The 23,867-nt window shown below is 36.6% G+C and carries 30 protein-coding genes, 1 tRNA gene and 1 pseudogene; 28 read left to right on the top strand and 4 right to left on the bottom strand.

Annotation, left to right across the window (positions count from 1 at the left end):
- Window positions 1-80: 80 nt before the first annotated feature.
- The 12 genes from NITER_RS04415 to NITER_RS04360 all read left to right on the top strand — a co-directional run bounded on the left by NITER_RS04415 (window position 81) and on the right by NITER_RS04360 (window position 12,418).
- Window positions 81-584, top strand: a complete 504-nt coding sequence (locus tag NITER_RS04415) for a 3-isopropylmalate dehydratase small subunit (RefSeq protein WP_084275691.1) — start codon at window positions 81-83, stop codon at window positions 582-584.
- Window positions 581-1,651: a 3-isopropylmalate dehydrogenase gene (gene leuB / locus NITER_RS04410; RefSeq protein WP_084275692.1), complete on the top strand. Its 1,071-nt coding sequence runs from the start codon at window positions 581-583 to the stop codon at window positions 1,649-1,651. The genes NITER_RS04415 and leuB overlap by 4 nt, the downstream gene beginning before the upstream one ends.
- The gene (locus NITER_RS04405; RefSeq protein ID WP_084275693.1) at window positions 1,635-2,807 is read left to right on the top strand and encodes a tRNA nucleotidyltransferase/poly(A) polymerase family protein; all 1,173 of its coding nucleotides are present in this window, start codon (window positions 1,635-1,637) and stop codon (window positions 2,805-2,807) included. Before leuB ends, NITER_RS04405 begins: the two co-directional genes overlap by 17 nt.
- Window positions 2,807-3,643: a formyltetrahydrofolate deformylase gene (purU, locus tag NITER_RS04400; protein WP_084275694.1), complete on the top strand. Its 837-nt coding sequence runs from the start codon at window positions 2,807-2,809 to the stop codon at window positions 3,641-3,643. The genes NITER_RS04405 and purU overlap by 1 nt, the downstream gene beginning before the upstream one ends.
- 1 nt (window position 3,644) lies before the next feature.
- Window positions 3,645-4,103 carry a tRNA (cytidine(34)-2'-O)-methyltransferase gene (locus NITER_RS04395; protein ID WP_084275695.1) on the top strand — a complete coding sequence of 153 codons (459 nt, stop codon included), beginning with the start codon at window positions 3,645-3,647 and terminating at the stop codon, window positions 4,101-4,103.
- 172 nt (window positions 4,104-4,275) lie between these two features.
- Window positions 4,276-6,306, top strand: a complete 2,031-nt coding sequence (gene glyS / locus NITER_RS04390) for a glycine--tRNA ligase subunit beta (RefSeq protein WP_084275696.1) — start codon at window positions 4,276-4,278, stop codon at window positions 6,304-6,306.
- Window positions 6,303-7,328, top strand: a complete 1,026-nt coding sequence (locus NITER_RS04385) for an NAD(P)/FAD-dependent oxidoreductase (RefSeq protein WP_084275697.1) — start codon at window positions 6,303-6,305, stop codon at window positions 7,326-7,328. The genes glyS and NITER_RS04385 overlap by 4 nt, the downstream gene beginning before the upstream one ends.
- Entirely contained in the window at window positions 7,325-8,254 is a 930-nt protein-coding gene (gene hemH, locus NITER_RS04380; protein ID WP_084275698.1) for a ferrochelatase, read from the top strand. Before NITER_RS04385 ends, hemH begins: the two co-directional genes overlap by 4 nt.
- A 1-nt stretch (window position 8,255) precedes the next feature.
- Complete coding sequence (locus NITER_RS04375; protein ID WP_084275699.1) at window positions 8,256-9,164, top strand: histone deacetylase family protein; 909 nt, start codon at window positions 8,256-8,258, stop codon at window positions 9,162-9,164.
- Complete coding sequence (locus NITER_RS04370; RefSeq protein WP_084275700.1) at window positions 9,161-10,255, top strand: multiheme c-type cytochrome; 1,095 nt, start codon at window positions 9,161-9,163, stop codon at window positions 10,253-10,255. The genes NITER_RS04375 and NITER_RS04370 overlap by 4 nt, the downstream gene beginning before the upstream one ends.
- Window positions 10,248-11,987 carry an ABC transporter ATP-binding protein gene (locus tag NITER_RS04365; RefSeq protein WP_084275701.1) on the top strand — a complete coding sequence of 580 codons (1,740 nt, stop codon included), beginning with the start codon at window positions 10,248-10,250 and terminating at the stop codon, window positions 11,985-11,987. Before NITER_RS04370 ends, NITER_RS04365 begins: the two co-directional genes overlap by 8 nt.
- Window positions 11,988-12,007: 20 nt before the next feature.
- Window positions 12,008-12,418: a hypothetical protein gene (locus tag NITER_RS04360; protein ID WP_084275702.1), complete on the top strand. Its 411-nt coding sequence runs from the start codon at window positions 12,008-12,010 to the stop codon at window positions 12,416-12,418.
- Here the strand turns inward: NITER_RS04360 and NITER_RS04355 are convergent.
- Window positions 12,419-12,493: transfer RNA gene (locus NITER_RS04355), tRNA-Glu, on the bottom strand. It abuts the gene before it with no gap.
- A 62-nt stretch (window positions 12,494-12,555) separates the two neighbouring features.
- Between NITER_RS04355 and NITER_RS04350 the strand changes: the two genes are divergently transcribed.
- Genes NITER_RS04350 through NITER_RS04340 form a run of 3 tightly spaced genes read left to right on the top strand, consistent with a single transcriptional unit; the run spans window position 12,556 to window position 15,013 of the window.
- Window positions 12,556-14,031, top strand: a complete 1,476-nt coding sequence (locus tag NITER_RS04350) for a L,D-transpeptidase family protein (protein WP_084275703.1) — start codon at window positions 12,556-12,558, stop codon at window positions 14,029-14,031.
- Window positions 14,032-14,033: 2 nt separating this feature from the next.
- Window positions 14,034-14,573: a peptidoglycan L,D-endopeptidase MepK gene (gene mepK, locus NITER_RS04345; RefSeq protein WP_084275704.1), complete on the top strand. Its 540-nt coding sequence runs from the start codon at window positions 14,034-14,036 to the stop codon at window positions 14,571-14,573.
- The gene (locus tag NITER_RS04340) at window positions 14,570-15,013 is read left to right on the top strand and encodes a hypothetical protein (protein ID WP_084275705.1); all 444 of its coding nucleotides are present in this window, start codon (window positions 14,570-14,572) and stop codon (window positions 15,011-15,013) included. Before mepK ends, NITER_RS04340 begins: the two co-directional genes overlap by 4 nt.
- Here NITER_RS04340 and NITER_RS04335 read toward each other — a convergent pair.
- The 3 genes from NITER_RS04335 to NITER_RS04325 form a co-directional block, all read right to left on the bottom strand.
- Complete coding sequence (locus NITER_RS04335; protein ID WP_084275706.1) at window positions 14,973-16,172, bottom strand: flippase; 1,200 nt, start codon at window positions 16,170-16,172, stop codon at window positions 14,973-14,975. The genes NITER_RS04340 and NITER_RS04335 overlap by 41 nt on opposite strands.
- Entirely contained in the window at window positions 16,169-17,311 is a 1,143-nt protein-coding gene (locus NITER_RS04330; protein ID WP_084275707.1) for a glycosyltransferase family 4 protein, read from the bottom strand. Before NITER_RS04330 ends, NITER_RS04335 begins: the two co-directional genes overlap by 4 nt.
- A 176-nt stretch (window positions 17,312-17,487) precedes the next feature.
- The gene (locus tag NITER_RS04325; RefSeq protein ID WP_084275708.1) at window positions 17,488-17,874 is read right to left on the bottom strand and encodes a hypothetical protein; all 387 of its coding nucleotides are present in this window, start codon (window positions 17,872-17,874) and stop codon (window positions 17,488-17,490) included.
- Window positions 17,875-18,012: 138 nt separating this feature from the next.
- Here NITER_RS04325 and NITER_RS04320 point away from each other — a divergent pair, with 138 nt between their 5' ends.
- From NITER_RS04320 to NITER_RS04260, 13 genes and pseudogenes are all read left to right on the top strand, one after another.
- On the top strand, window positions 18,013-18,342 hold the full coding sequence (locus NITER_RS04320; RefSeq protein WP_084275709.1) for a nucleotidyltransferase domain-containing protein: 330 nt from the start codon (window positions 18,013-18,015) through the stop codon (window positions 18,340-18,342).
- A 25-nt stretch (window positions 18,343-18,367) separates the two neighbouring features.
- A pseudogene (locus tag NITER_RS04315) lies at window positions 18,368-18,742 on the top strand (HEPN domain-containing protein); the annotation flags it as partial.
- Window positions 18,743-18,823: 81 nt separating this feature from the next.
- Complete coding sequence (locus NITER_RS04310; RefSeq protein ID WP_084275711.1) at window positions 18,824-19,189, top strand: nucleotidyltransferase domain-containing protein; 366 nt, start codon at window positions 18,824-18,826, stop codon at window positions 19,187-19,189.
- Window positions 19,158-19,424, top strand: coding sequence for a HEPN domain-containing protein (locus NITER_RS04305; RefSeq protein WP_084275712.1), 267 nt, complete (start codon window positions 19,158-19,160; stop codon window positions 19,422-19,424). Before NITER_RS04310 ends, NITER_RS04305 begins: the two co-directional genes overlap by 32 nt.
- A gap of 20 nt (window positions 19,425-19,444) precedes the next feature.
- Complete coding sequence (locus NITER_RS04300; protein ID WP_269456999.1) at window positions 19,445-19,567, top strand: hypothetical protein; 123 nt, start codon at window positions 19,445-19,447, stop codon at window positions 19,565-19,567.
- Window positions 19,568-19,658: 91 nt separating this feature from the next.
- Window positions 19,659-21,017, top strand: coding sequence for an ATP-binding protein (locus tag NITER_RS04295; RefSeq protein ID WP_084275713.1), 1,359 nt, complete (start codon window positions 19,659-19,661; stop codon window positions 21,015-21,017).
- A 168-nt stretch (window positions 21,018-21,185) separates the two neighbouring features.
- Entirely contained in the window at window positions 21,186-21,527 is a 342-nt protein-coding gene (locus tag NITER_RS04290; RefSeq protein WP_084275714.1) for a nucleotidyltransferase domain-containing protein, read from the top strand.
- Window positions 21,528-21,665: 138 nt separating this feature from the next.
- Complete coding sequence (locus tag NITER_RS04285; protein WP_084275715.1) at window positions 21,666-21,923, top strand: hypothetical protein; 258 nt, start codon at window positions 21,666-21,668, stop codon at window positions 21,921-21,923.
- Window positions 21,911-22,171 carry a type II toxin-antitoxin system RelE family toxin gene (locus tag NITER_RS04280; RefSeq protein ID WP_084275716.1) on the top strand — a complete coding sequence of 87 codons (261 nt, stop codon included), beginning with the start codon at window positions 21,911-21,913 and terminating at the stop codon, window positions 22,169-22,171. Before NITER_RS04285 ends, NITER_RS04280 begins: the two co-directional genes overlap by 13 nt.
- 115 nt (window positions 22,172-22,286) lie before the next feature.
- Window positions 22,287-22,622: a nucleotidyltransferase domain-containing protein gene (locus tag NITER_RS04275; RefSeq protein WP_084275717.1), complete on the top strand. Its 336-nt coding sequence runs from the start codon at window positions 22,287-22,289 to the stop codon at window positions 22,620-22,622.
- Complete coding sequence (locus NITER_RS04270; RefSeq protein ID WP_084275718.1) at window positions 22,619-23,026, top strand: HEPN domain-containing protein; 408 nt, start codon at window positions 22,619-22,621, stop codon at window positions 23,024-23,026. Before NITER_RS04275 ends, NITER_RS04270 begins: the two co-directional genes overlap by 4 nt.
- Window positions 23,027-23,168: 142 nt before the next feature.
- Window positions 23,169-23,513 (top strand): nucleotidyltransferase domain-containing protein, encoded by a 345-nt coding sequence (locus NITER_RS04265; protein WP_084275719.1) that lies wholly within the window; start codon window positions 23,169-23,171, stop codon window positions 23,511-23,513.
- On the top strand, window positions 23,498-23,842 hold the full coding sequence (locus NITER_RS04260; RefSeq protein WP_084275720.1) for a HEPN domain-containing protein: 345 nt from the start codon (window positions 23,498-23,500) through the stop codon (window positions 23,840-23,842). Before NITER_RS04265 ends, NITER_RS04260 begins: the two co-directional genes overlap by 16 nt.
- Window positions 23,843-23,867: the final 25 nt, after the last annotated feature.

The following is a 23,867-nucleotide window of genomic DNA, read 5'->3' as shown; positions in this document are numbered from 1 at the left end:
TTTGCTATTGCTATTTTATCTAACTTTTTGCCTTTTAGTTGCTTTTTTGCTAAAATCACCAAAAATTTAGAGGAGATTTGATGAATGTAATCACCGGGAAAGTATGGAAATTTGGGGATAATATAGATACAGATCTCATTATCGCTGCACGCTATCTCAATACCTCAGATCCCCATGAGCTTGCAAAACATGTGATGGAAGATGCGGATCCCGAATTTGTAAAAAAACTGCAACCTGGTGATATTATAGTAGCAGGAGAAAATTTCGGATGTGGGAGTAGCCGCGAGCATGCTCCTATCGCACTCAAAGCAGCAGGTGTTGCAGCAGTGGTGGCTAAAAGTTTTGCACGTATTTTCTATCGCAACGCATTTAATATGGGATTGCCTATATTTGAACTTAAAGAGACAGATAAAATAAATGAAGGTGATCTTATCTCTATAGATATGGAAAAAGGCGTTATAAAAGATCTCGATAAGCACAATGAATATACATTTACCCCTATTCCTCCATTTATGCAAGAGCTTCTTTCATGTGGTGGATTGATGAACTATGCCAAAGCGAAAATTTTGGAGGAGAATAGATGAAACGCTATACAGTAGCCCTCATAAAAGGTGATGGTATCGGGCCAGAGATTATCGATGAAGCTGTCAAGGTGCTCGATGCAGTAAGTGTCAAAGAGGGTTTTGAAATTACTTACAAAGAAGCGCTCCTAGGGGGTGCTGCTATTGACGTAACAGGAGAGCCTATTCCTGAGGAGACAATAGAGATTGCAAAAAGTGCAGATGCAGTACTTTTTGGTGCGATTGGCGGACCGCAGTGGGATGATTTGCCACGGGATAAACGTCCTGAAACAGGTCTTTTAAAGTTACGCAAAGCTCTTGAAGTGTTTGCAAATCTTCGTCCGGTAACAGTCTATGATGAGCTTGTCAATGCTTCAACTCTCAAGCCTGAAGTAATTCAGGGTACAGATCTCATGGTGGTGCGAGAGCTTATTGGTGGGATCTATTTTGGTCAGCCAAGAGCGTATGAGGGTGATAGAGCCTATAATACAATGGTCTATACAAAGCAAGAGGTGTACCGTATAGCAAAAGTTGGTTTTGAAATTGCTATGAAACGCAATAAAAAGCTCGTTTCAGTGGATAAAGCAAACGTTTTGGAAGTGAGCCAACTATGGCGAGATACTGTCAATGAAGTAGCAAAAGAGTATCCTGAAGTAAGTGTAGAGCACATGTATGTAGATAATGCAGCTATGCAGCTTGTACGCGATCCAAAGCAGTTTGATGTGATTCTCACTGGCAATATTTTTGGTGATATTCTCAGTGATGAAGCAAGTATGCTTAGTGGCTCAATTGGTTTGCTGCCAAGTGCGAGCATTGGTGAAAAATATGGTTTGTATGAGCCGATTCATGGGAGTGCACCAGATATTGCGGGACAAGGAATCGCCAATCCTATAGCAACAATTGCCAGTGCAGCGATGATGCTACGCTATCAGTTTGGCGAAGAGAGTGCTGCAAAAAGAATAGAAGATGCTATCAAGCGAGTGCTCAAAGAGGGATACCGCACAAAAGATCTCAGCAGTTTTGATGCAAAAGAGGTGGTAACAACGAGCGAGATGGGAAGTCTCATCGCCCAGTATGCAAGCGAAATATAGACACGGGGGACAGTATCCTGAGCTTCTCGCTCTGCTTCCAGTAAATCTTCAAGAAGAGCTTCTCTATCTCAAAAATTTCTTTGCTCCCTATACAAGACGCGTTTACATGGTAGGAGGGAGTGTAAGAGATCTCTTACGTAACCAAATATTCCATCAAAATAATGCTATTGTTGATCTCGATCTCGAAGTGTATGGTATAGGTGAAGATGAGTTTGCAAAACTCATGCAAAAGCTTGGTGCCAAAGGTGTTGGTAAGAGCTTTTTTGTCTACAAATATAAGCACTATATTGATATCTCACTTCCGCGCATAGAGAGCAAAGTAGCAAAAGGGCACAGAGGCTTTGCGGTACAGCTTGCAAAAGATGAACAAGAGGCCTCAATGCGCAGAGACTTTCGTATGAATGCATTGATGCTCAACATCTTTGATGGAAAACTTCTTGATTTTTGGGGTGGGATAGAGGATATCATAGCTAAACGCATCGCTATTATCGATGAAGAGAAGTTTAAAGAGGATAGCTTGCGGGTGCTGCGGGCAATGCAGTTTAGTGCAAGATTTGGATATAAAATAGAGCAAAGAAGTTGCCAGATTATGCAAAAGATGGATCTAGGAGATCTAAGTCAAGAGCGTATCTTTTGGGAGTTTGAGAAGATGTTTTTAGCCAAATGGCTTCACTATGGGCTCTACTATCTTTTGCACCTTTGCATTTGTCAAAAGATATTTGGCGTGAAGCTTGATAGAGTCTTTTTCTTTACTACTGCACGCGAATTAGCAAAATCGCAAAAAAACTTTGAAGAGCATCTCTATAAATTTTACTTTTTATATATTTTCACAAAAAATCAGCACAGGTCATTTCAGCAATTTTTAGATATTTTACATACGCCCAATGAGTACTATAGAGCCTTTAAAAGACAAAAATATCTACCAAGAGTACGTACTAATAGATTTCTTGCAGGTCTTGCAACCAATTATCCTTTGCAAAACTACCTTGGAAACTATAAAGAAGATGTTAAAATACGTGCAAAGCAGTTTGGTTTTTGGAAAGAGAAGTTCGTACCAATCAAACCAGCAATACTTTTAGCACAAGGCTACAGTGGCAAAGAGTTGGGCCAAGAATTGCGCCGTAGAACACTACAAATCATTAGAGAGAGGTTTTGATGAAAACATATAGAGTGCTTATTGACTGTCAGGATGAGAAGGGGCTTGTCTATAAGATTTCCAAAGTCTTTTTTGAAAATGAGTTTAATATTGAGAAAAATGATGAATTTGTAGATAGTGAAAACAATAAGTTTTTTATGCGAAGTGTGGTAAAGGGAAAGTTAGAAAAAGAGGAGCTACAAAAAAAACTCCAAGAGGTTTTGCCAAAAGATGCAAATATTAAAGTGATAGTGCCGCAAAAAAAGAAGATCGTTATCATGGCTACAAAAGAGAGCCATGTCTTAGGAGATATTCTTATACGCCATTTTGATGGTGAGTTGGCTGCTGAGATTGTTGCTGTTATATCCAATTATGATGTTTTGCGTCCATTGGTGGAGAAGTTTGGGATTGATTATTTTCACGTTCCACACACTGATCTTGGAAGAAGTGAGCATGAAGAAAAAATCTTAGCACTTTTAGAGATGTTTGAGCATATTGACTACATTGTACTGGCAAAATATATGCGCATCCTTACGCCAAACTTTGTGCAAAAATATGAAAATAAAATTATCAATATTCACCACTCCTTTTTGCCAGCCTTTATAGGAGCAAATCCTTATAAACAGGCTTATGATAGAGGTGTGAAAATCATTGGAGCTACAGCACACTTTGTTAATAACAATCTTGATGAAGGGCCAATTATCGCACAAGATGTAATTCCAGTGGATCACTCTTTTTCATGGCAGCAGATGCGCAAAGCTGGCCGTGATGTAGAAAAGGTGGTGCTTGCAAGGGCTTTGAATTTAGCGATTGAAGATAGAATATTTGTCTATGCAAATAAAACGGTGATATTTTGATATGTTCAATGTGGTTTTAGTGCATCCCCAGATCCCTCCAAATACTGGTAATATTGGAAGACTTTGTGTTAATACTGGTGCAAAACTCCATTTAATTAAGCCTCTTGGATTTGATATTAGTGAAAAATCACTTAAAAGAGCAGGGCTTGATTATTGGCATAAACTTGACTTCACAGTTTGGGAGAGTCTGGATGCTTTTGTAGAAGAGGTTCCTTTGCAGCGATGCTACTTTGCTACCACAAAAGCTACAAAACCATATTTCGAGGCACAATTTAAACCGGGCGATTATCTGCTTTTTGGAAGTGAGACGAAAGGGCTTCCAATGGATCTCATGCAGAGCAATTGGCAAAATGCCATAACTATTCCGATGACTAAGGAGGGGCGTAGTCTCAATTTGGCTGTGAGTGTTGGTGTAGTGCTCTACGAAGCGATACGGCAAAACTTTGAGGAGTTTGGATGAAGGAGATAGTGGATTTTATTGTCATGACACTTTTTGTACTCTTTATGATATGGCTTATTGTGGGGTATCATCGCCAAAAAGAGCATCATAAACGCGGGGAAGATAAATAAGTGTTTAAAAAGCCAATTATAGGTACAATTGTATGAAATCTATTTGGAAAAAAAGGGTGTTGATGCAAACAACGTTGTTGATTGAAATAGGTGTTGAGGAGCTTCCTGCAATACCTTTTTTGAAAGAGCTGCCAAATATTGAGAAAAAATGGGAAAATATTTTAGAGGATTTTAGCCTCAAAAGCGGATTTTCATTTTACTACACACCAAGAAGGTTGGTGTTGTGGCACCGTGAATTTCCGACTGAGCAGCCTACCACCTATGAGGAGTTTTTTGGCGCACCTCTTGAAATCGCTTTTAAAGATGGAGAACCGACAAAAGCAGCTATAGGTTTTGCAAAAAAGTGTGGCGTAGATGTGAAAGATCTCTCTACTATCAAGAGAGGGAATAAAGAGGTTTTATACTATAAAAAAGAGATTCCTGGACGCCAAGCAAAAGATATACTCCCCCACATGGTGCAGCAGTGGCTTGCAAGTCTTGATTTTGGCAAAAAGATGCGGTGGGGAGATGTGAAGGCAGAATTTATCCGGCCTGTACGCTGGGCAGTTATCAATTTAGGAAGTGAGTTTATCGATGCAGAACTTTTTGGCATCACTGCTAGCAATTTTACCTATGTGCACCGCAGTGTCTCTCTTGAACCTGTTACAATAGAAAATCCAAAAGAGTATTTTGCAGTGCTCAAAGAGGGGGGAGTTATCCTCTGTCCCGATGCGAGGTATGAAAAGATTGAAAATGAGTTTGCAAATATTCAAAAAAGCGGTGTTGCTATTGATAAGGATGAAGATCTTTTAGCTGAAGTTGTCACAATAACCGAATTCCCAACTGCACTAGAGGGTGGTTTTGATGAGAAGTTTTTGCAACTGCCTCCAGAGGTAATTGTAACGAGCATGAAAGAGCATCAGCGCTATTTTCCAGTCTATAAAGATGGCAAGCTTCAAAATCTCTTCGTTGTTGTAAGCAATGCCTATACGCAAGATTTTGATGTAGTAGTAAGGGGTAATGAGCGAGTACTTAAAGCTAGACTCTCCGATGCGCTCTTTTTTTGGGAGAATGATCTTAAAAAAGGGCTCGATTTTGAGGGGCTTAAAGAGGTAGTTTTTATGAATGGCTTGGGAACGCTATTTGATAAAACTCTGCGTGAGCTTAAAATCGCTCAAGCTCTCTATGCCCAGTATGAAAATCTCTTCCAAGAGCCAGGCCAAGCAAAAGCGCTCTTAGAGCGAGCAGTGATGCTTAGCTATGCAGATTTGCTCACTGAAATGGTTTATGAGTTCACAGAGCTCCAAGGAATTATGGGCTACTACTACGCTCTTGCGCAAGGTGAAGATGAACAGGTTGCTCTTGCAATCAAAGAGCAGTATCTACCGCAAGGTGAGGAGAGTGAGCTTCCAAGTAGTCTCTTTAGTGCACTCGTAGCCTTATCAAAAAAGCTTGATACTCTTATGGCACTCTTTAGCGTTGGAAAGATTCCAACAGGCTCACGAGATCCTTTTGGTTTGCGGCGTGCAGCTCTTGGGGTTATACGCATTGTTTTAGCATACAATCTGCATTTTGATTTAGAAAAGGTTTTTACAGAACTAGCGAGTGAGTATAGAGAGTTTGATACTAAAAAACTTGTAGAGTTTTTCTTAGAGCGTCTCTATCAGTTTTATGATGTCAATCCATCAGTGGTGAGTGCAGTTATTGCTACACAAGAAAGAGACTTGCTAGAAATCGACAAACGCATTAAAGCTCTTGCAAATATTGTGCAAAGCAGCGATTTTAAAGAGATCTTTACTACATTCAAGCGTGTTGCAAATATTGTCAAAGATATCGATGTAGAGCAAGATCTTCGTGTAGATGAGAGCCTCTTTACAAGTGAGTATGAAAGAGAGCTCTATGAAGAGTTTAAAAAACGAGCAAGCGTCGATTATCCAGATATTGAGACAAGGCTTACGGCACTTTTTGATCTTAAACACAAAATTGATCTCTTTTTTGATAATGTTCTAGTCAATGCTGAGGATGAAAAACTGCGTACTAATAGAAAAAATCTTATAGCATCCATCTATAAAGAGTTTAGAAAAATTGCAGATATCAAAGAGATTTCAGTGTGATATATGATTTTGTAGTGATTGGGGGTGGGAGTGCTGGAGTGCATACCGCCCACTTTTTACTTGAAGGTGGTGCAAAAGTAGCTCTCGTTGAGCAAAGCGAAATCGGAGCTGGCGGAAGCGGGGCTGCTGGAGCTTTTATCTCTCCGCGCATAGGCAAGGGGAGTGATTTACAGCGTATCACAAACGAAGCTTTCAAATTTGCAGTAGATTTTTACAAAAACGCTCCCTTTTTTTATCAAACAGGTCTGCTAAGACTTCCAAAAGATAATCAAGATTTTACTGGACTTGAAAAGTTCCTTGATATACCATTTTCTTGTAAGGAGGGGAGATTTTTCTTTCCTGAAGCTGGCATTCTCAAAGCAAAAAAGCATCTTCAATCTCTAGCTCACAAAATACCTCTCTATAAAAAGTATGCATCTATTGAGCAAAGAAGCGACTATTTTGATGTAGGTGACGTAAGAGCAAAAAAGGTTGTTGTAGCTACGGGCTCTTATGATGAGCTGATAGACGAGCCTTATATTAGAATTGGTAAACTTGGCGGGGTGCGTTTTGATGTCAAAACAGCATTGAGCCTGCCTTATTGTATGCATAAACGTGTATCTATTTCAGTTAATATTGATGGAATAGTGAGCATTGGAGCTACACACAACCGTGAAGGTGCCACGCCACAACCACCATCAATGCTTTTTGAAGAGGCGCGTAAAATGGTAGGAGCATTTAGCTATGAGATAGCGCAGATGTATTGTGGAGTACGTAGTAGTGTGAGTGATCACTTCCCCATTATTGGAGAGCTTATTGATACAAAAAGTACCCCTCGCATAACCAATTTTAAAAAACTCGATCTCGATTCACTCCCTAGGAAAAATATTTATATAATAAATGGATTGGGTGGCAGAGGGTTTGTCTTTGGGCCATATGTAGCTAAAATACTTGCAGAGCATCTGCTCAAAAACGCACCCATTCCAAAAGAATTGAGTCTTGATCGCTATTTCATAAGATATCTTAAAAAAGGCAGAGTATGAATGCAATGGTACTGCTCAATATGGGAGGGCCGAACAATCTTGAAGAGGTTGAACTATTTTTACGTAATATGTTTAATGACGACAATATACTTCCAATCAAAAACAGGCTTTTACGAAAATTCATAGCTTTTATGATAACACAGGGACGTAAGAAAGAGGCTAGAAGCAATTATGAAAAGTTAGGGGGAGCTAGTCCTCTTAATTTCTACACAGATAAACTCATTGGCAAACTCCGCACTCACATTCCAGATGTCTATATAACAAAAGCTATGCGCTATACACCTCCTTTTGCAAAAGATGCAATAAAAGAGCTTGTAGCCCATGGAATCAAAGAGGTCTATCTCGTTCCCCTCTATCCTCACTACTCTACAACTACTACAAAATCGAGTCTTGAAGATTTTTACAATACTGCTAAAGGGCTTGGATACCATGCAAGATTTCACGATATTGCAAACTTTTATGAAAATAGGCTCTTTAATGAAGCTATTATCCAAAGAATTGAGGAAGCTCTAGCTGGAGAGAGCGCTAGTGAATTTGAACTTATCTTTAGTACCCACTCACTTCCACAAAAAATAATTGCAAAAGGAGATCCCTATCTCTATGAAGTAACAGAGCATACAGAGATCCTCAAAAATATGTTAGGCAAGAGGTTTGCTGGCTATCATCTAGCTTTCCAATCAAAACTGGGACCTGTCAAATGGCTCGAGCCAAGTCTCGAAGAGAAACTCAAGGAATTAAAAGGCAAAAAAGTGCTCATATATCCAATATCATTTATTCTTGATAACAGTGAGACAGAGTTTGAGCTCCACATCGAATATAAAGAGATAGCAAAAGAGCTTGGTATCAAAGAGTATAGGGTAGCGCAGTGTGTTAATGATAGCGCTCTCTTTGTAGAGGCGTTGGGAGATATCTATAAAAGGATGTGAAATGGTAGGCTATATTTACGATCCTATATTTACTGAGCATGGAAGTGAGGAGCATATTGAGCGGCCAGCACGCGCAGAGGTGATTGATACAGTTGCACGTAATTTTCCATTGCAGCGTTTTCCCGTAAAAAAAGCCACCAAAGAAGATCTCAAAACGATTCATGAAGCACACTATGTGGAGTGGGTGGAGAGAGCCTATGATGAGGGGTATCGATTCATCCTCAATGAAGATACGCTCCTTACTCCAAGAAGCTTTGAGGTTGCAAGCTACGCTGCAGGATCGACTATGCCGGTTATCGATGCTTTTGCAAATGGTGAGATTAAAAAAGCATTTCTTAATATCCGCCCTCCCGGACACCATGCCGAAAGAAGAACAGGACAGGGGTTTTGTATCTTTAATAATATCGCTCTCATGGCAAGGTATGCACAAAAAAGAGGATTTAAAAAGGTAATGATAATTGACTTTGACGTGCATCATGGTAACGGAACGCAAGATATTTTCTATCACGATGATACCGTATGTTACTTTAGCACGCATGAGCGTAACAATTACCCCTATTTTACTGGAAGTGAAGAAGAAAGAGGAGAGGGAAGAGGCGAGGGCTTCAATATCAATAAGCCTTACGGGGATTACTGCAGTGATGAAGAGCTTTTGCAACTTTATGAGGATCTTCCTGAGTGGTTTGATTTTGATATTGTACTTGTAAGTGCTGGGTATGATTTGATGAAGGATGAGGCGATATCTACTGCACAAATTACCTTTGAAGGTCTGCGTGCAATAGTGCAAAAGATTTTGCGGTTTGCAGGTGATAAGCCAGTAGCATTTTTGTTAGAGGGTGGATACAATCTTGACTCATTAGCTACAAGTGTAGCTATTACATTAGAAGAACTTACAAAGGATGAGCTATGAGAAGTTTAATTCTTTTGGGAGTTGCAGTATGGGCTTATGCTAATATCTTTGCAGGAAGTGCTACAAAACACTCAATGGATATCAAAGGAGACTTTGCCAAAACACATCAGTGTATTCGCTGCCATCTCGATATCTATGACGAGTATAAAGCATCTCCCCACTTCAACTCTACAATTTACAGAGATCCTGTCCATAAAAAGGTTTTTGAGTTGCACGCAAAAGCGAGTAAAGCCAAAGAGTATGTGTGTGCCAAATGCCATACCCCTACCCTTAAAGACAAAAAAATTGCTTCAATGGATCCCAAAAAATTTGGCTATGAGCAAGCAATTTCATGTGCATACTGTCATAGAATCAAATCAATTGAAAAGCATGCCAAAGCAAATAAAAATGTGATACTGCCCAAAAAAGGGGTCTACTATGGAACGCGCCATCCAAAAATAAGAAGCGAATACCATAAAATTATCAATACTAACCCCATCCACAAAAATGGTGAAACTTGCATGGGATGCCATTCTCATAAACAAAATGAGCATGGGTTTGTTGTGTGTCAGACTGAGAGTAATAATACTCTCAAGCAAAACTGTATAACTTGTCACATGCCACAAGTAGAGGGGAGTCTCAGTGATAGAGTTGAGACGCCTACACACGCTTTTCATGGATTTGCAGGAGTAAGTGTAAAGCCAGAGTTTTTGGCAAAATATCTTCATATAGATTTGATTAAAAAAGATCCTCTTCAAATTCGCCTAACCAACGATGCACCTCATGCATTTTTGCTCCATCCTTTGCGTGTGGCAAAGCTCATTGTAAAACATAAACGTGATGGGAAGCTTTTAAAAGAGCAAGAGATTACGTTCGTGCGTGTTATTGGAAAAGATGGCAAACCAACTCCTCCATGGATTGCTACAGAGGTAGTAAAAGATACAATGCTTAAAGCGGGTGAGAAGAGAGTAGTAACTTTTGATATACATCCGCAAAAAGGAGATACAATTGAGGTAATATTTGGTTTTTATAAAATCAATCCAAAAATGGCAAAAAAGTTTGGATTGCCAACAAAGTTTATAGTCTTCAAGAAAAAAGAGTTGTATGTATAGTTGGCAAAGGATTTTTAAAAGCGTTTTAGCACATAAAAAACTCTTTATTATAGCCCAAATCTTAGCACTGTTGGCTGTGCTTGCGAGTGTTCCTACACCTCTTTTGATGCCACTGCTTGTCGATGAGGTACTTTTGCATAAACCAGGAAAGCTGCTGGCTTTTATTCAAGAGCTCTTTGGCAGCGGCTCGCCACTTTTTTATACACTTATTGTACTTGCAATGACACTACTTTTACGCGGGATCTATATTGGCCTTGGAATTTTACAAAGTAAGATTTTTCACACCATCTCTAAAAATATCACTGCACAAATTCGCCAAGATGTTCTTGCGCATCTTCAAAAAGTCTCTATGAGTGAGTATGAGATGCTTGGAAGCGGAAAGGTTGCTTCAAGACTCGTAAGTGATATCAATACGATTGATCTTTTTTTAAGTAGCAGTATTAGCAAGCTTTTAGTCTCTGTTTTGACACTGGCTGGAGTGAGTATTGTCTTGCTTCTTATCCATTGGCAGCTAGCTTTATTTATTCTTATTCTCAATCCTTTTGTGGTTTTTTTTTCAAGCAGGTTGGCTAAAAAAGTTTCAAAACTCAAAAAAGAGGAAAACAGAGCAATTGAGATCTTTCAAAATAGTTTGGTGGAAACATTAGAGCTATTTGAGCAAATTAGAGCAGCAAATAAAGAGGAGTACTTTTTTGGACGCCTCATGCAGCTTATTAAAGATCTCAAAAATCGCTCCATTGCATTTAGCTACAAAAATGATGCAGGCGTGAGGCTAAGTTTTTTGGTGTTTCTTTCCGGTTTTGAGCTTTTTAGGGCAGCTGGGATTATTACTGTAGCCTATAGTGACTTAAGTATCGGGCTTATGATGGCTATATTTGGTTATTTGTGGGTAATGATGACGCCAATTCAAGATATTATCAATATTCAGTATGCCAAAAGAAGTGCTGATATGGCACTCCAGCGTATTAATAAACTTTTTACACTACAAAAAGAGCCAGAGTTTCCAGCGCTTAAAAATCCATTTGCAATGTCAGAAAAAGTTTCAATCACTTTAGAGCATGTCTGGTTTAACTATGGAGAGAAAAAACCAGTGCTCAAAGATATTACCACAACAATTGCTGCTGGAAAGATAACAGCTCTTGTAGGTGCAAGCGGTAGTGGCAAAACTACCCTTAGTCGCTTGCTTGTAGGACTTTACGTGCCAACAAAGGGGGATATTTTCTATAATGGTGTGAGTATGCAAGAGATTGGCTTAAAAACTATTAGGCAAAATGTAGCACTTGTTTTGCAAACACCGATACTATTTAATGATACAGTGCGGTTTAATCTCACTCTAGGAAAAGAGTACCCAGAAGATAAAATCAAAGAGGCGCTGCAGATGGCGCAAATCTATAAAGTGATTGAAATGCTTCCACAAGGGCTTGATACAGTTGTGGGAAAAGGTGGAGCTAGGCTAAGTGGTGGAGAGAGGCAGCGCATTGCAATAGCTAGAATGATTTTACAAGATCCAAAAGTAGTTATTTTGGATGAGTCAACATCAGCTATTGATATGGAGACAGAAAAGCTGCTCTTTTGTGCGTTGAAGGATTTCTTGCGTAAACGCACCACCATTCTCATTGCCCATCGTCCAAGTACCATAGAAGAGGCTGATATTTTGCTCTTTTTAAAAGATGGACAGATAGTAAAGAAAAGCAGGTTTGAAGAATATAAGAGAAATTTTTGTATACTATAAAAAAACAAAGGAGCATTACAATGCAAATCCCAAAAAATATGGCTGAACTCAAAGAGTATGTAGCTGAAAACTTCGCCAAACTTAGTAATGAAGCACAACTTGAAGTGTTAAAAACACTTCATAAGTTTATTAAGAATGAAGATATAGTTAAAAAAGAGTTAGAGCTTGAGCAAAAACTTCTTGATGAAGAGAAGGCTACAAAAATCTGTGCAATAGATGATGAAGAGGCTACTATCCAAGAGGAGATCCTTGAAGAGATTCGCAGACACAACCATGTAGATGTACATCAATTCAAAGATGCAAGTAGTGATCCACGCGATGAAGATGCAAAATATGTAGATAAAACTCTCGATAAACCTGTCAAAGATCCAAATGATCCGTTAGCTGATTATATTGATGAGCTCGAAGATAAAGAGAATAGCGGAAGTTAATGGCGACCCCAGGGGGACTCGAACCCCCGTCACCGCCGTGAAAGGGCGGTGTCCTAACCGCTAGACGATGGGGCCAGGCATTTAAGTGACGGATGAAATTATAATCAATAAAAACTTAAATTAAAATTAGGAAGTGGATGAGTAAAGTCATTTTTCTATTGCTATTTTGTTTGTCACTTTTTGCCAATATTGAGACAAGAGCTTTGAGAGGAGATGAAAACAGTAGCTCCTTTTTTTGGATCCATGAATTTATCAAAAAAATAAAAAAAGATGAGACTCTTTTATGTAAAGAGAGAATAGATCTGCAAAGATTGGAAAATCTTCTTGTTGGATACGAATATACTTTCGATCCAAAACTCAAAGAGCTTTTGTTGGATGAAGTAGAAAAAACAGTACAGTCATATAATTATTTTAAAAGCAATGGCTGCTATAATCCAAAAGAGTTTTTGGAAGAAAACTTTTTATCTACCGATAAAAGCGATACGAAAGTTATAGATAATCCCATTTTGCACCGCCTCTATAAGGCTTTTGAAAAATATAAAAAAATCAAGCAAGAGGGTGGATGGGAGCCTATAGTAGTGCAGGATATTCTCTATCTCAAAAAGGGGCAAGAGTATGATGTCATTCCCCAGATTTGTAAACGTCTCAAGATAGAAGGATATATAGAAGAGTGCAACGACTCAAAGCTTTTTAATAGCTCTTTGGAAAATGCAGTCAAAGAGTTTCAGCGCTGCCATTCTCTTAAAGTAGATGGCATTATAGGCCCAATGACCGTTACAGCTATGAATGAATCAGTAGATATGAGACTTAAAGAGATTCTTATCAATATTGAGCGAGCAAGATGGTTTGTAAAAAATGACAATTTTTTTGTGTTTGTGGACATACCAGGATTTTTTCTCCAAGTTTTTAAAGACGGGGAGCCCATCTTTTACTCCAAAGTTGTTGTAGGCAGAAAAAGCAGACCAACACCCCAGATGCGCAATGTCATCTCTTATGCTATTCTCAATCCTTACTGGAGAGCACCAAAGACTATTATCAAAGAGGATATTTTGCCTCATATAAAAAAAGGGGAATTTGAAGAGCTCTACAAAGAGGGGATCCTTGCATCCAAAGATTACTATGGCAAAAATTTGATAGCGTATGAGGATGTCAATTGGAGTGAATATAATGTTACAAATCTGCCTTTTACCTTCTTACAACTACCTGGAGATCAGAACTTTTTGGGTCGAATCAAGATGATGTTTCCTAATAGATTTGATGTCTATTTGCATGATACAAATGAGAGATGGCTTTTTGATTATGACTTTAGGGCATTGAGTTCTGGGTGTGTGAGAGTACAAAAGCCATTGGAGCTTTTTGATGTTTTATTGCAAGAAACGTGTCAAACGTATATATCTTTGGAGGATGTTCAAGCACTTTTGGCTGATAATGAGACGAAAAAGATCTACATTCGACCCAATATCCCTGTGTATTTGCTCTATTTGACGGTATATATGGATGAAGAGGGACTTGTGAGTTTTTTTGACGATATCTATGGCATTGATAAAAAGATGCTATCAATAGAGGATTTGCAAAAATTAGATACAATAGCAGTCAATAAAAGAAAGGAATAGCAATGCAAAGAAGAGACTTTATCAAAAAAAGTTTACTTTTTACCGCTTCTATTATTGTTCCTTCTCGATCTTTTGCATCACTCAATGAAAAGAGCTTTACGCTTTACAACATCCATACAGGGGAGAAATATAGAGCCATCTACTGGGCAAATGGGAAATATATCTATGACGAAATAGCAAATCTTGAATATATCTTACGCGATTACCGTAACAATGAAATACATAAAATAGATGTGAAGCTTTTTGACTATCTCTATGATCTTCACTCTTTAGTTGAATCGAATAAAGAGATTTTAGTTATTTCTGGCTATAGATCTCCTGCTACAAATACTTTGTTGCGTAAGCACCATAGAGGAGTTGCCAAAAATAGCTACCACACCAAAGGTATGGCAGTAGATATCCGTATACCTGATGTGAGGCTCTCAATGCTACGCTATGCAGCACTTTCATTGAAAAGGGGAGGGATAGGCTATTATCCAAGATCCAATTTCATACATATTGATACTGCAAATCCTCGCTACTGGAGATATCCAAAACGATGATGAATCTTGTTCTTTATATCCATCTTCTAGCAGCTACAGTGTGGATTGGAGGAAGCGTTTTTCTCTTTGCATTAGGAATTTTTTTGCGTGATAAAGATGCGCAAAAGAAGGTCTATTTTTATGTGGGGCCAATCTATGGCTATGTAGAGAGCGTATGGCTTACAATTTTAATCATAACTGGACTTTGGATGTTTTTTCATATGGGGCTTGAAAATGTGATACATGGAGAAAATCTCATTGCTCCAATCTTACAAAAAAAGCTTTTCTTGGTAGTTCTTATCACCATTGCAACGATTATCCATATGTATATTGCTTTTAAAACAAATGGTCTTGAGCGCACGCCTTTGCAAAAATTCCTCTCACGCGCCAGCAGTATGGCTATTTTTGTGCTCAATCTCATTATCTTGTGGTATGCGATGGAGCTGAGGACACTTCTTTAACCTTTTTATACACATAATATCCTCCAATTGCGGCCACACTCTCTGCTATTATCGTAGCATAGAGTGCTCCTTGAAGTCTAAAATGTGGAATTAAGAAAAAATTGAGCAAAATATTCAAAGTAGCTGAAGCAAATGTTATCCAAAACCACTCTTTACTTTTTTCTAAAATTGTGAGGAGAGAGGTATAAACATAGCTCCAGGCAAGTACTATTATACTTAAAGCAAAAAGAGGCATCAAAGATATGGTAGGGGCGAATTTTTCTGTATAAAGAAGCGTGATAATGAAATCTTTACCAAAATAAAAGACTGCAGCAATGAAAAAAGAGAGAATAACAATACTCCATTTATATGATCTCATTGCATCTATACTCTTTGTCACTTTTGGTGCAAAGACTGTCCATACAGTGCTAAAGATTACCGGTACAAGTGCATAGAGTTTGTATCCAGCTTCATAGTAGCCATTGTACTTGATGCCAAGCATATGGGCTATCATGATTTTGTCTGTATTAGTATATATCTGATTGAGAAAGAGTGCACCTCCTAGATAGATGGAGACTTTGATGATTTTGTGCCAATGATGAGGCTTGGTAGAAGAAAAGCTAAGTTCTTTAAAAATATTTTTCCCAAAAATAACTGCACTGAGCAAATTCGCGCCTATGTAAGCTACTGCCAACGTGATGATATTTTCAAACCACCATAGCAAAAGAAGAACCAAGAAAAAATAGCTCACGGCTTGTGTGATTTTAATATGAGAAATGGTTCTAAAATCTTCAGCAGCTTGGTAGTACCATACTGGTGTGATGGTAGAAAGCAAATCTGCACACAAAAGCATAGTGATAAGTAGCAAAACTTTTAGCTCCATATAGCTATGTAAGCTCCACGAGACTCCTAAAGCTCCAAAGGTAAGCAGTGCTTTTATGGTGATAGTGTTGATATATAGTGAAGATCTTTTTCTAATATTTTTCGTGGCTTCTACCATAGCATAGACATCAAGTCCTAGATTGGTAGCGATGATCAAAAAAGCATTGATTGCAAGTGCATAAGACCAATATCCTAGTTCAGTTACTCCAAGTACTCTTGAAACATAGATGATGATAAAAAAACTAAGAGCCCTTGAGAAGGTTTCAGCAATAAAAAGAGAAGAGAGAGCTCTTTTCATATGTTTTTTTCTATTATATTTGAGAGTTTTTGCGCTGCACTTTCCCAGCTAAATTGCTTAGCTCTTATGAGCCCTTTGACTGCGAGTTCTTTTCGCAAAACTGTATCTTCATCCATTTGATGCAAAGCTTGGCGTATTTGTTTTGTATCATGGGGATCTATCAAAAGACCGGCATCTCCTATTACTTCTGGAATCGAAGAGCTGTTTGAGGCAATAACTGGAGTTCCACACGCCATCGCTTCAAGAGGAGGCAGACCAAATCCTTCATAAAAAGAGGGAAAAATAAAAGCTTTTGCTCCACCATAGAGCGCAATGAGTTCCTCTTCACTTACATACCCAAGTCTTTTGACATAGCCACTATTTGAAGCTTTTTGCAATAAATCATCAAAATGTTCACTACGCCATCCAATTCCACCAGCTAGTACCAAAGGAGTGGGGTGATTAGTGGTTTTTAGATATTGCAAATAAGCAGCAAGAAGATTTCTAAGATTTTTACGTGGCTCTAAAGTTCCCACAAAGAGGAAGTAGTTTTGATATTGCAAGTTATGTTTTTGTGCTACAGATACAAACTCTGATTGCGTTGTTGGACGAAATTTGGGATCAATTCCATTATATATAACTTCTATTTTCTCTTCATCACATAGATTCAGATTTATAAGCTCTTGCTTAGTAAATTCTGAGATAGTCACTATTTTGGTGCTTTTTTCTATGCTTTTTGGTAGATATTTTTCAAAATACTCCATCCGCTCTTTTGGATGATACTCTTTATAGCGGATATGAGAGAGATCATGAATAAAAGTAATAGTTGGAATATCAAAAAATGTAGGAAAAGATATATAATTTGGCTGGATAAAAATATCTGGTTTTTCTTTGAAAAGTGTGTAATTAAAAATGGCCGTTTTAGCACTATGGGTGAGTATATAGGGACGGGGGAGATACTTTTTGGCTAGATTTACCGCTTTTTCATAATTTCCCAGCGCTCTTTGGCGAAGCTTATTACTATAAAACCATGCATAGTAGTAGAGCGTATTTGGATATATCTTTTGCAACTCTTTTGCATACTGGTATGTGACATAGCCCACACCACTTAGATCTTTAAGCAAAGGTGTTGTATCGATAAGAATCTTGGGGTTTTCCATGAATTTTTTACTTTCTTTAGTTTTTGAAATTGTATCATAGCGATTGATTTTTGGCTTTACATCATCCTGAAGCGTAGTGAAAGAATCTAATTTACAGATTAGCGAAGATGTTTCGTTTCACTCAATATAACATCTATTCGTCATCCTGAGCCAAAGGTGAAGGGTTTAACCTAACTTCATTTAAAGACTTTCTCTATCAAAGTTACAAAGTTAGGATTAAAAATAGTCAAAGCAAATATGCTTATGCCAATCAATATTTTTAAAAGAAGTGCATTTTGACGTATTTCTGCTCTTAGTTCGTTGATCTCTACTTTGACTTCATTGATTTCTGCTTTGACTTCATTAATCTCCGCTCTGACAAATTCTTTTGTAGCAAGTTCATTTCTTAATTCATTATACAGTTCAGCTTTGATGTTTTCCTTTTTGTTTTCAATCTCTTTGAGAGATTCTTGCTGTACAATATCCAAGAAAGATTCTATTGCTTTAGCAAATTTTTCTGCACTATCTTTTCCTACTTGCTTGACAAGTTCATCAAAAAGATCACGAGGAAGTGTATAGTGCATAAAAATCCTTTGCATTTTTTATTTTATTTTAATGAATTTATACAGTATTGTAAAGGTTTCCATTATCCTAAAGGAGCATAGCGACTAAAGGATCTACGCAATATGCTACAATAACAAAAACCCACTAAAGTTAAAAAAATGAGTAAAATAGATATCGAAAAACTCAAAAACGAAATTATAAAACGGCTCAAACCACTCGATCCAGACAAGATCATCCTCTTTGGATCATACGCCTATGGCGAACCAAATGAAGAGAGTGATATCGATCTTTTTTTGATAAAAGATGACTTAAAATTGGAAGAGATGAGAAAATATCAAAAAAAAGCACGGAGAAATTTGCGAGATTTAATATATAAATATCATGTAGGATTTGATGTCTTATCGGCTCCATCTTGGTATATAAACCATAAAAAGGATTATTTTTATAAAATGGATATCCTCGAAAAAGGAAAGGTAATTTTTGAATAAAACTTCTGCCTAAGAGTGGTTACGAAAAGCATGGCACAATCTTTCGAGCGCTAAACTTTTATATGAAGCTGATCACTATACTGATGTTATAGCAGTAGAAGTCCATTATGCAGCTGAAAAAATAATGAAATCTCTCGTTGCATATGAAAATAAAAAGATACCTAAAACTCATGATTTGATAGAGATCCATGCTGCAATTAAAGAGAAAATATCTTTCCAAGAAAAAGAACTCGATCTCCTTGATGATATAACTGCATACCATATCGAAGAATTCTATCCAATATATGAAAAAAATCTACCACCTAAAGAAGAGATTGAAGAAGTAATACAATTTACAGAGGATCTTTTACAGAGGGTTTGCCATATTTTGAATATCAATGAGGAAGAAGTAAAAAAGTAATTTCCCTACGTCATCCTGATGCTTTAGCCGAAGGAACTACCCAATATGCTACAATAATAAAAACCCGCTAAAGTTAAAAAAATGAGCAAAATAGATATTGAAAAACTCAAAAACGAGATTATAGAACGGCTCAAACCACTCGATCCAGATAAGATCATCCTCTTTGGCTCCTATGCCTATGGCGAGCCAAACGAAGAGAGTGATATAGATCTCTATATCGTAACTAAAGATGATTATATTCCTAAAAGTTGGCGTGAAAAGAATGATCTTGTACTACTTTATTCACAGCGATTAGCTGACATGTATGTCCATTTTCCTCTAGATATTATTGTCCACACAAAAAAAATGCATCAAAAGTTTATCGAATCAAAAAGTTCATTTAGCAAAACGATTTTACAGCAAGGAAGAGTTATTTATGAACATAAAGATGGCCACAGAGTGGCTTAAAGCGGCATATAGCGATATTTTGGTTATTCAAAAAATCTTAAATGATCCGCTATTAACTCACATAGCCTCTTTTCATGCCCAGCAGGCAATCGAGAAGTCTTTCAAAGGTCTATTGGAATTTCATGAATCACAGATACCCAAAAAACACGATATAGTTCATCTGTATAGATTAATTGGAAATAATATAAAACTTGAAAATGAGAAAATTTTATTTCGTTTAAAAGTCTATATATAGAATCTCGATATCCAGGAGATTTGGGATTACTACCAGATGGCAGACCAACACTCGAAGATGCAAAAGAGTTTTACGAATTTGCAAATGAGATATTTGAGCAAGCTATCCGAATTATTGGGATTGAGAAAAATGAGTTGTTATAGATCTCTCGCTTCACTCAAGATGACCGATAAATCCCCGCACTTTACTTATTTTCGTTTTTAAAATATAATATTTCAAAAACGAAAGTTTAACATGTTTGTAGATAGAGAAAAAGAATTAAAGATTTTGGAAAAAGAGTATAACCATAAAAATTTTCGCTTTTGCATCATTTATGGACGCCGTAGAGTTGGAAAAACAGCGCTTATCCAGAAGTTTCTTTCCAAAAAAAGAGGTATTTACTTCTTGGCAACACTCGAAAATGAGCACTTGCTGCTTGAAAAATTCAAAAATATAGTAGCAGACTATTTTGCAGACGAATTTTTGCGAAAAGTTACAATTGGTAGTTTTGAAGAGCTTTTTCTCTATATTGTTCAAAAAAACCAAAAAGTTACCATTGTAATAGATGAATTTCAGTATCTTGCGAAAGTAAATCCAGCGATTGCATCGATTTTCCAAACTATTTGCGACAACTATCTTAAATCAAGCAATATTTTTCTTATTCTTTGTGGTTCGATTATATCTATGATGTATAGAGAGACTTTGGCATATTCATCACCCCTGTATGGTCGAAGAACTTCCAATATCAAACTCTCTCCCTTGCAATTTATCTATATAGATAAATTTTTTCCAAAAAAGAAAAAACAAGAGCTCATAGAGATTTATAGCATTCTTGGCGGTATACCGAAGTATTTGGAGATTTTTGGAGATTTTGAGGATATATTCGCTACAATCGAATCTAATATACTCGATCCAAATGCCTTTTTATATTATGAGCCCTATTTTCTCTTGCAAGATGAGATTAATGAACCTACGACATATTTTTCTATTTTGGAAGTGATTGCCGCTGGAGAGCATAAAATTGGAAATATAGCAAAAAGATTGCAAAAGCCCGTACACAATTTCACGACTTCTTTGCAAAAACTGATAGATCTTGAAATAATAGTCAAAGAGGTTCCAATTACCGAGACAAATCCACAAAAAAGCAAAAAAGGACTCTATTTTATTAAAGATCAATTTTTGCGGTTTTGGTTTGCGTTTGTATTTCCCTTTAAATCCTATTTAGAGATGGGAAACAAAGAGTATGTTATAAAAAAAATCAAAGAGAGTTTCGACCAGTTTGTATCCAAAACTTATGAAGAGTTGGCGATAGATTTTGTTAAAGAGCATTTTTCATTAATAAGATGTGGCAGATGGTGGAGTAAAAATGAAGAGATTGATCTTGTTGGAATAGGGGATGATTACTATCTCTTTGGTGAATGCAAATGGCAAAAGAGAAAAGTCTGTATGGATGTATACCAAAAGCTAGTACATAAATCAGCATTGATAGAATATCCTCAAAAAAAATATATTCTCTTCTCCAAAAGCGGCTTTACTCAAGAGCTAATTGATTTTGCACGAAATAATCCAGAAAAATTATTTCTTGTGGAAATTCTTGATTTTATTCGTTTTTGAAATATAATTTTTTAAAAACGCAATAAATACCATAAAATTTCTCTGTCATTTTAAAATTTCTCGATTCCGTCACACACATTCTGAGTCTCTATTCCCGTCATCCTGAGGCCTTAGCCGAAGAATCTATCCAATATGCTACAATAATAAAAAACCACTAAGATTAAAAAAATGAGCAAAATAGATATAGAAAAACTCAAAAACGAGATCATGGAACGGCTCAAACCACTCAATCCAGACAAAATTATCCTTTTTGGTTCCTATGCCTATGGCGAGCCAAACGAAGAGAGCGATATCGATCTGTTTATCATTAAAGATGCATTAGAAAAAGAGAAGCTAAGAGATGAAATGTTACAAGCTCAAATACTATTGTGGGATATCGTAGAAAAATATAAGATTGGATCTGATGTATTTGTCGATTGTAAGAGTAGGATTAAACATAGAATGGAAAATATAAGAGATCAATTTTACAAGAAAATCATAAAGAAGGGTAGAATGATTTATGTCAAATAGATCTTTTCCAAAAAAGAAAAAGTTTTACAGAGGATCTTTTGCAAAATATTTACCAAATTCTAGATATTTGTGAAAGTGAATTGATAAAATATATGTTGATTCTTTTATGGTAATATAATTAATGAAAAAGGATACTTTATGATTATGGTGACCAATAATAATGCAAAAATTTTTGAAGTTGATCCAGAACTTTTTAATGATGTTATTGTTTTTCTCAAAAAACTTGCAAAAAAGAAGAAAAAATCGTTTACATACATCGATGATTTAGGTGATATTGTAGTAGTAGAAGGAGATAAAGAGTTTATCATCCCTACAAAAGAAGATATAAAAGCTCTCATGCAGAAGCAGGAATATTATGATGAGAATGAAGTCAAAAAATTATTATGTATAGAATAAAATATAGTAAACAGGTCATAAAATTTTTGCAAAAGCAGAAGAAGGAAATAGTTCAAAAAATTATGTCAACATTTGATGAACTGAAACATGAATTAGAACTTGATAGATTTGATATTAAAGAGTTAAAAGGTTTTCAAAATGTTTATAGGTTACGCATTGGTAAATATAGAATAATATTTAGAGTGTTAGAAGAAGAGTTAATTATAGAAGTTATTAAAGCTGTAAGTAGAGGTGATGTTTATAAGTGATTATAAAGTTTTTGATCTTTCGCTGCGCTCAAGATGACAGCTTTCCGTCATCCTGAGCCAACGGCGTGGGATCTACCCAATATGCTACAATAATAAAAATCTACCAGAGCAAAATATGAGCAAAATAGATATCGAAAAACTCAAAAAAGAGATCGTAGAGCGGCTCAAACCACTTGAACCAGATAAGATCATTCTCTTTGGTTCCTATGCCTATGGGGAGCCAAACGAAGAGAGTGATATCGATCTCTATATTGTGACGAAGGATGAGTATATACCCAGAAATTTCAAAGAAAAGAATGAACTCTATTTAAAAATAGCTCGATTATTGAGAGATTTGAGAAAGGATATTCCTATAGATATCATAGTACATACCAAAAAAATGCATGAAGAATTTGTGAAACAAAATAGTAGTTTCTATAAATATGAGATTCGACGAGGAATACGCTTGTGAAGCAGCCGCTCTATTACGCATGGATTAAAGCTTCTTATGACGATCTTAAAGTTATTTCAAAAATCATAGATTCACCAGATTTAACACACATGATTGCATTTCACGCGCAACAATCTATAGAAAAATCCTTCAAAGCTTTAATGGAATACAAAAATATAAGAGTACCCAAACAACATGACTTGATAAAATTAAAAGAAGCTGTTTCTAACGATATTTCTGCAGATGATGATTTACTTGATACTTTAAATCAACTCTATATAGATTCAAGATATCCTGGGGATATGGGACTTTTACCTTATGGAAAACCAACACTCGAAGATGCAAAAGAGTTTTATGAATTTGCAAATGATATATTTGAGCAAGTTTTAGAGATAGTGGGTATTGAAAAAGAGAATTTGCTATAGATTTTCATAGATCTTTCGCTTCTCTCAAGATAACGAGATCCTTCACATTCGTTCAGGATGACTATTTTTTTGTCATCCTGAGGCTTTAGCCGAAGGATCTACCCAATATGCTACAATAACAAAAAACCCACAAGAAATAAATATGAGCAAAATAGACATAGAAAAACTCAAAAACGAGATCGTAGAGCGGCTCAAACCACTTGAACCAGATAAGATCATCCTCTTTGGCTCCTATGCGTATGGCAAGTCAAACGAAGAGAGTGATATAGATCTCTATATTGTAACGAAAGATGATTATATTCCTCAAAATGTGAATGAAAAGATGGATTTAAAATTTCGTTATTTTAAACCGTTAGAAAACATTGCGAAAGATTTTGGACTGGATTTCATTGTCCATACAAAACCGATGCATCAAAAATTTATAGAAAACAATAGCTCTTTTGCCAAAGAAATCCAAAAAGGTATAGTTTTATGGCTTCGCAAATAGCCAAAGAATGGTTGAAAGCTGTTTATTTAGATATCCAAGCTATAGAATATTTATTGGGTAATGAACATCTCACTCCTATAGCTTCTTTCCATGCTCAGCAGGCAATAGAAAAATCATTTAAAGCCTTAATCGAATATAAAAGGCAGAATATCCCTAAAAAGCATAACCTTTTTGCCTTATATTCTCTTATAGAAAATGACATTAAAATCGAAGATGAAAAGACTATGTTCAAGATCAATGAGCTTTATATGGATGCAAGATATCCAGGAGATTTGGGATTATTACCAGATGGCAAACCGTCACTCGAAGATGCAAAAAGAGTTTTATGAATTTGCAAATGATATATTTGAGCAA

Origin of the sequence: Nitratiruptor tergarcus DSM 16512 (assembly GCF_027946175.1) — a bacterium.
Classification (GTDB): domain Bacteria; phylum Campylobacterota; class Campylobacteria; order Campylobacterales; family Nitratiruptoraceae; genus Nitratiruptor; species Nitratiruptor tergarcus.
Note: the sequence above shows the minus strand (reverse complement) of the source record. Positions and strands in the feature narration are given on the sequence as shown.

Bases quoted from the DNA above. Each gene is read 5' to 3' on its own strand.
- NITER_RS04415 (WP_084275691.1), top strand. From the start codon at position 81: ATGAATGTAATCACCGGGAAAGTATGGAAATTTGGGGATAATATAGAT.
- leuB (WP_084275692.1), top strand. From the start codon at position 581: ATGAAACGCTATACAGTAGCCCTCATAAAAGGTGATGGTATCGGGCCA.
- NITER_RS04405 (WP_084275693.1), top strand. From the start codon at position 1,635: ATGCAAGCGAAATATAGACACGGGGGACAGTATCCTGAGCTTCTCGCT.
- purU (WP_084275694.1), top strand. From the start codon at position 2,807: ATGAAAACATATAGAGTGCTTATTGACTGTCAGGATGAGAAGGGGCTT.
- NITER_RS04395 (WP_084275695.1), top strand. From the start codon at position 3,645: ATGTTCAATGTGGTTTTAGTGCATCCCCAGATCCCTCCAAATACTGGT.
- glyS (WP_084275696.1), top strand. From the start codon at position 4,276: ATGCAAACAACGTTGTTGATTGAAATAGGTGTTGAGGAGCTTCCTGCA.
- hemH (WP_084275698.1), top strand. From the start codon at position 7,325: ATGAATGCAATGGTACTGCTCAATATGGGAGGGCCGAACAATCTTGAA.
- NITER_RS04375 (WP_084275699.1), top strand. From the start codon at position 8,256: ATGGTAGGCTATATTTACGATCCTATATTTACTGAGCATGGAAGTGAG.
- NITER_RS04370 (WP_084275700.1), top strand. From the start codon at position 9,161: ATGAGAAGTTTAATTCTTTTGGGAGTTGCAGTATGGGCTTATGCTAAT.
- NITER_RS04365 (WP_084275701.1), top strand. From the start codon at position 10,248: ATGTATAGTTGGCAAAGGATTTTTAAAAGCGTTTTAGCACATAAAAAA.
- NITER_RS04360 (WP_084275702.1), top strand. From the start codon at position 12,008: ATGCAAATCCCAAAAAATATGGCTGAACTCAAAGAGTATGTAGCTGAA.
- NITER_RS04350 (WP_084275703.1), top strand. From the start codon at position 12,556: ATGAGTAAAGTCATTTTTCTATTGCTATTTTGTTTGTCACTTTTTGCC.
- mepK (WP_084275704.1), top strand. From the start codon at position 14,034: ATGCAAAGAAGAGACTTTATCAAAAAAAGTTTACTTTTTACCGCTTCT.
- NITER_RS04340 (WP_084275705.1), top strand. From the start codon at position 14,570: ATGATGAATCTTGTTCTTTATATCCATCTTCTAGCAGCTACAGTGTGG.
- NITER_RS04335 (WP_084275706.1), bottom strand. From the start codon at position 16,172: ATGAAAAGAGCTCTCTCTTCTCTTTTTATTGCTGAAACCTTCTCAAGG.
- NITER_RS04330 (WP_084275707.1), bottom strand. From the start codon at position 17,311: ATGGAAAACCCCAAGATTCTTATCGATACAACACCTTTGCTTAAAGAT.
- NITER_RS04325 (WP_084275708.1), bottom strand. From the start codon at position 17,874: ATGCACTATACACTTCCTCGTGATCTTTTTGATGAACTTGTCAAGCAA.
- NITER_RS04320 (WP_084275709.1), top strand. From the start codon at position 18,013: ATGAGTAAAATAGATATCGAAAAACTCAAAAACGAAATTATAAAACGG.
- NITER_RS04310 (WP_084275711.1), top strand. From the start codon at position 18,824: ATGAGCAAAATAGATATTGAAAAACTCAAAAACGAGATTATAGAACGG.
- NITER_RS04305 (WP_084275712.1), top strand. From the start codon at position 19,158: ATGAACATAAAGATGGCCACAGAGTGGCTTAAAGCGGCATATAGCGAT.
- NITER_RS04295 (WP_084275713.1), top strand. From the start codon at position 19,659: ATGTTTGTAGATAGAGAAAAAGAATTAAAGATTTTGGAAAAAGAGTAT.
- NITER_RS04290 (WP_084275714.1), top strand. From the start codon at position 21,186: ATGAGCAAAATAGATATAGAAAAACTCAAAAACGAGATCATGGAACGG.
- NITER_RS04285 (WP_084275715.1), top strand. From the start codon at position 21,666: ATGATTATGGTGACCAATAATAATGCAAAAATTTTTGAAGTTGATCCA.
- NITER_RS04280 (WP_084275716.1), top strand. From the start codon at position 21,911: ATGTATAGAATAAAATATAGTAAACAGGTCATAAAATTTTTGCAAAAG.
- NITER_RS04275 (WP_084275717.1), top strand. From the start codon at position 22,287: ATGAGCAAAATAGATATCGAAAAACTCAAAAAAGAGATCGTAGAGCGG.
- NITER_RS04265 (WP_084275719.1), top strand. From the start codon at position 23,169: ATGAGCAAAATAGACATAGAAAAACTCAAAAACGAGATCGTAGAGCGG.
- NITER_RS04260 (WP_084275720.1), top strand. From the start codon at position 23,498: ATGGCTTCGCAAATAGCCAAAGAATGGTTGAAAGCTGTTTATTTAGAT.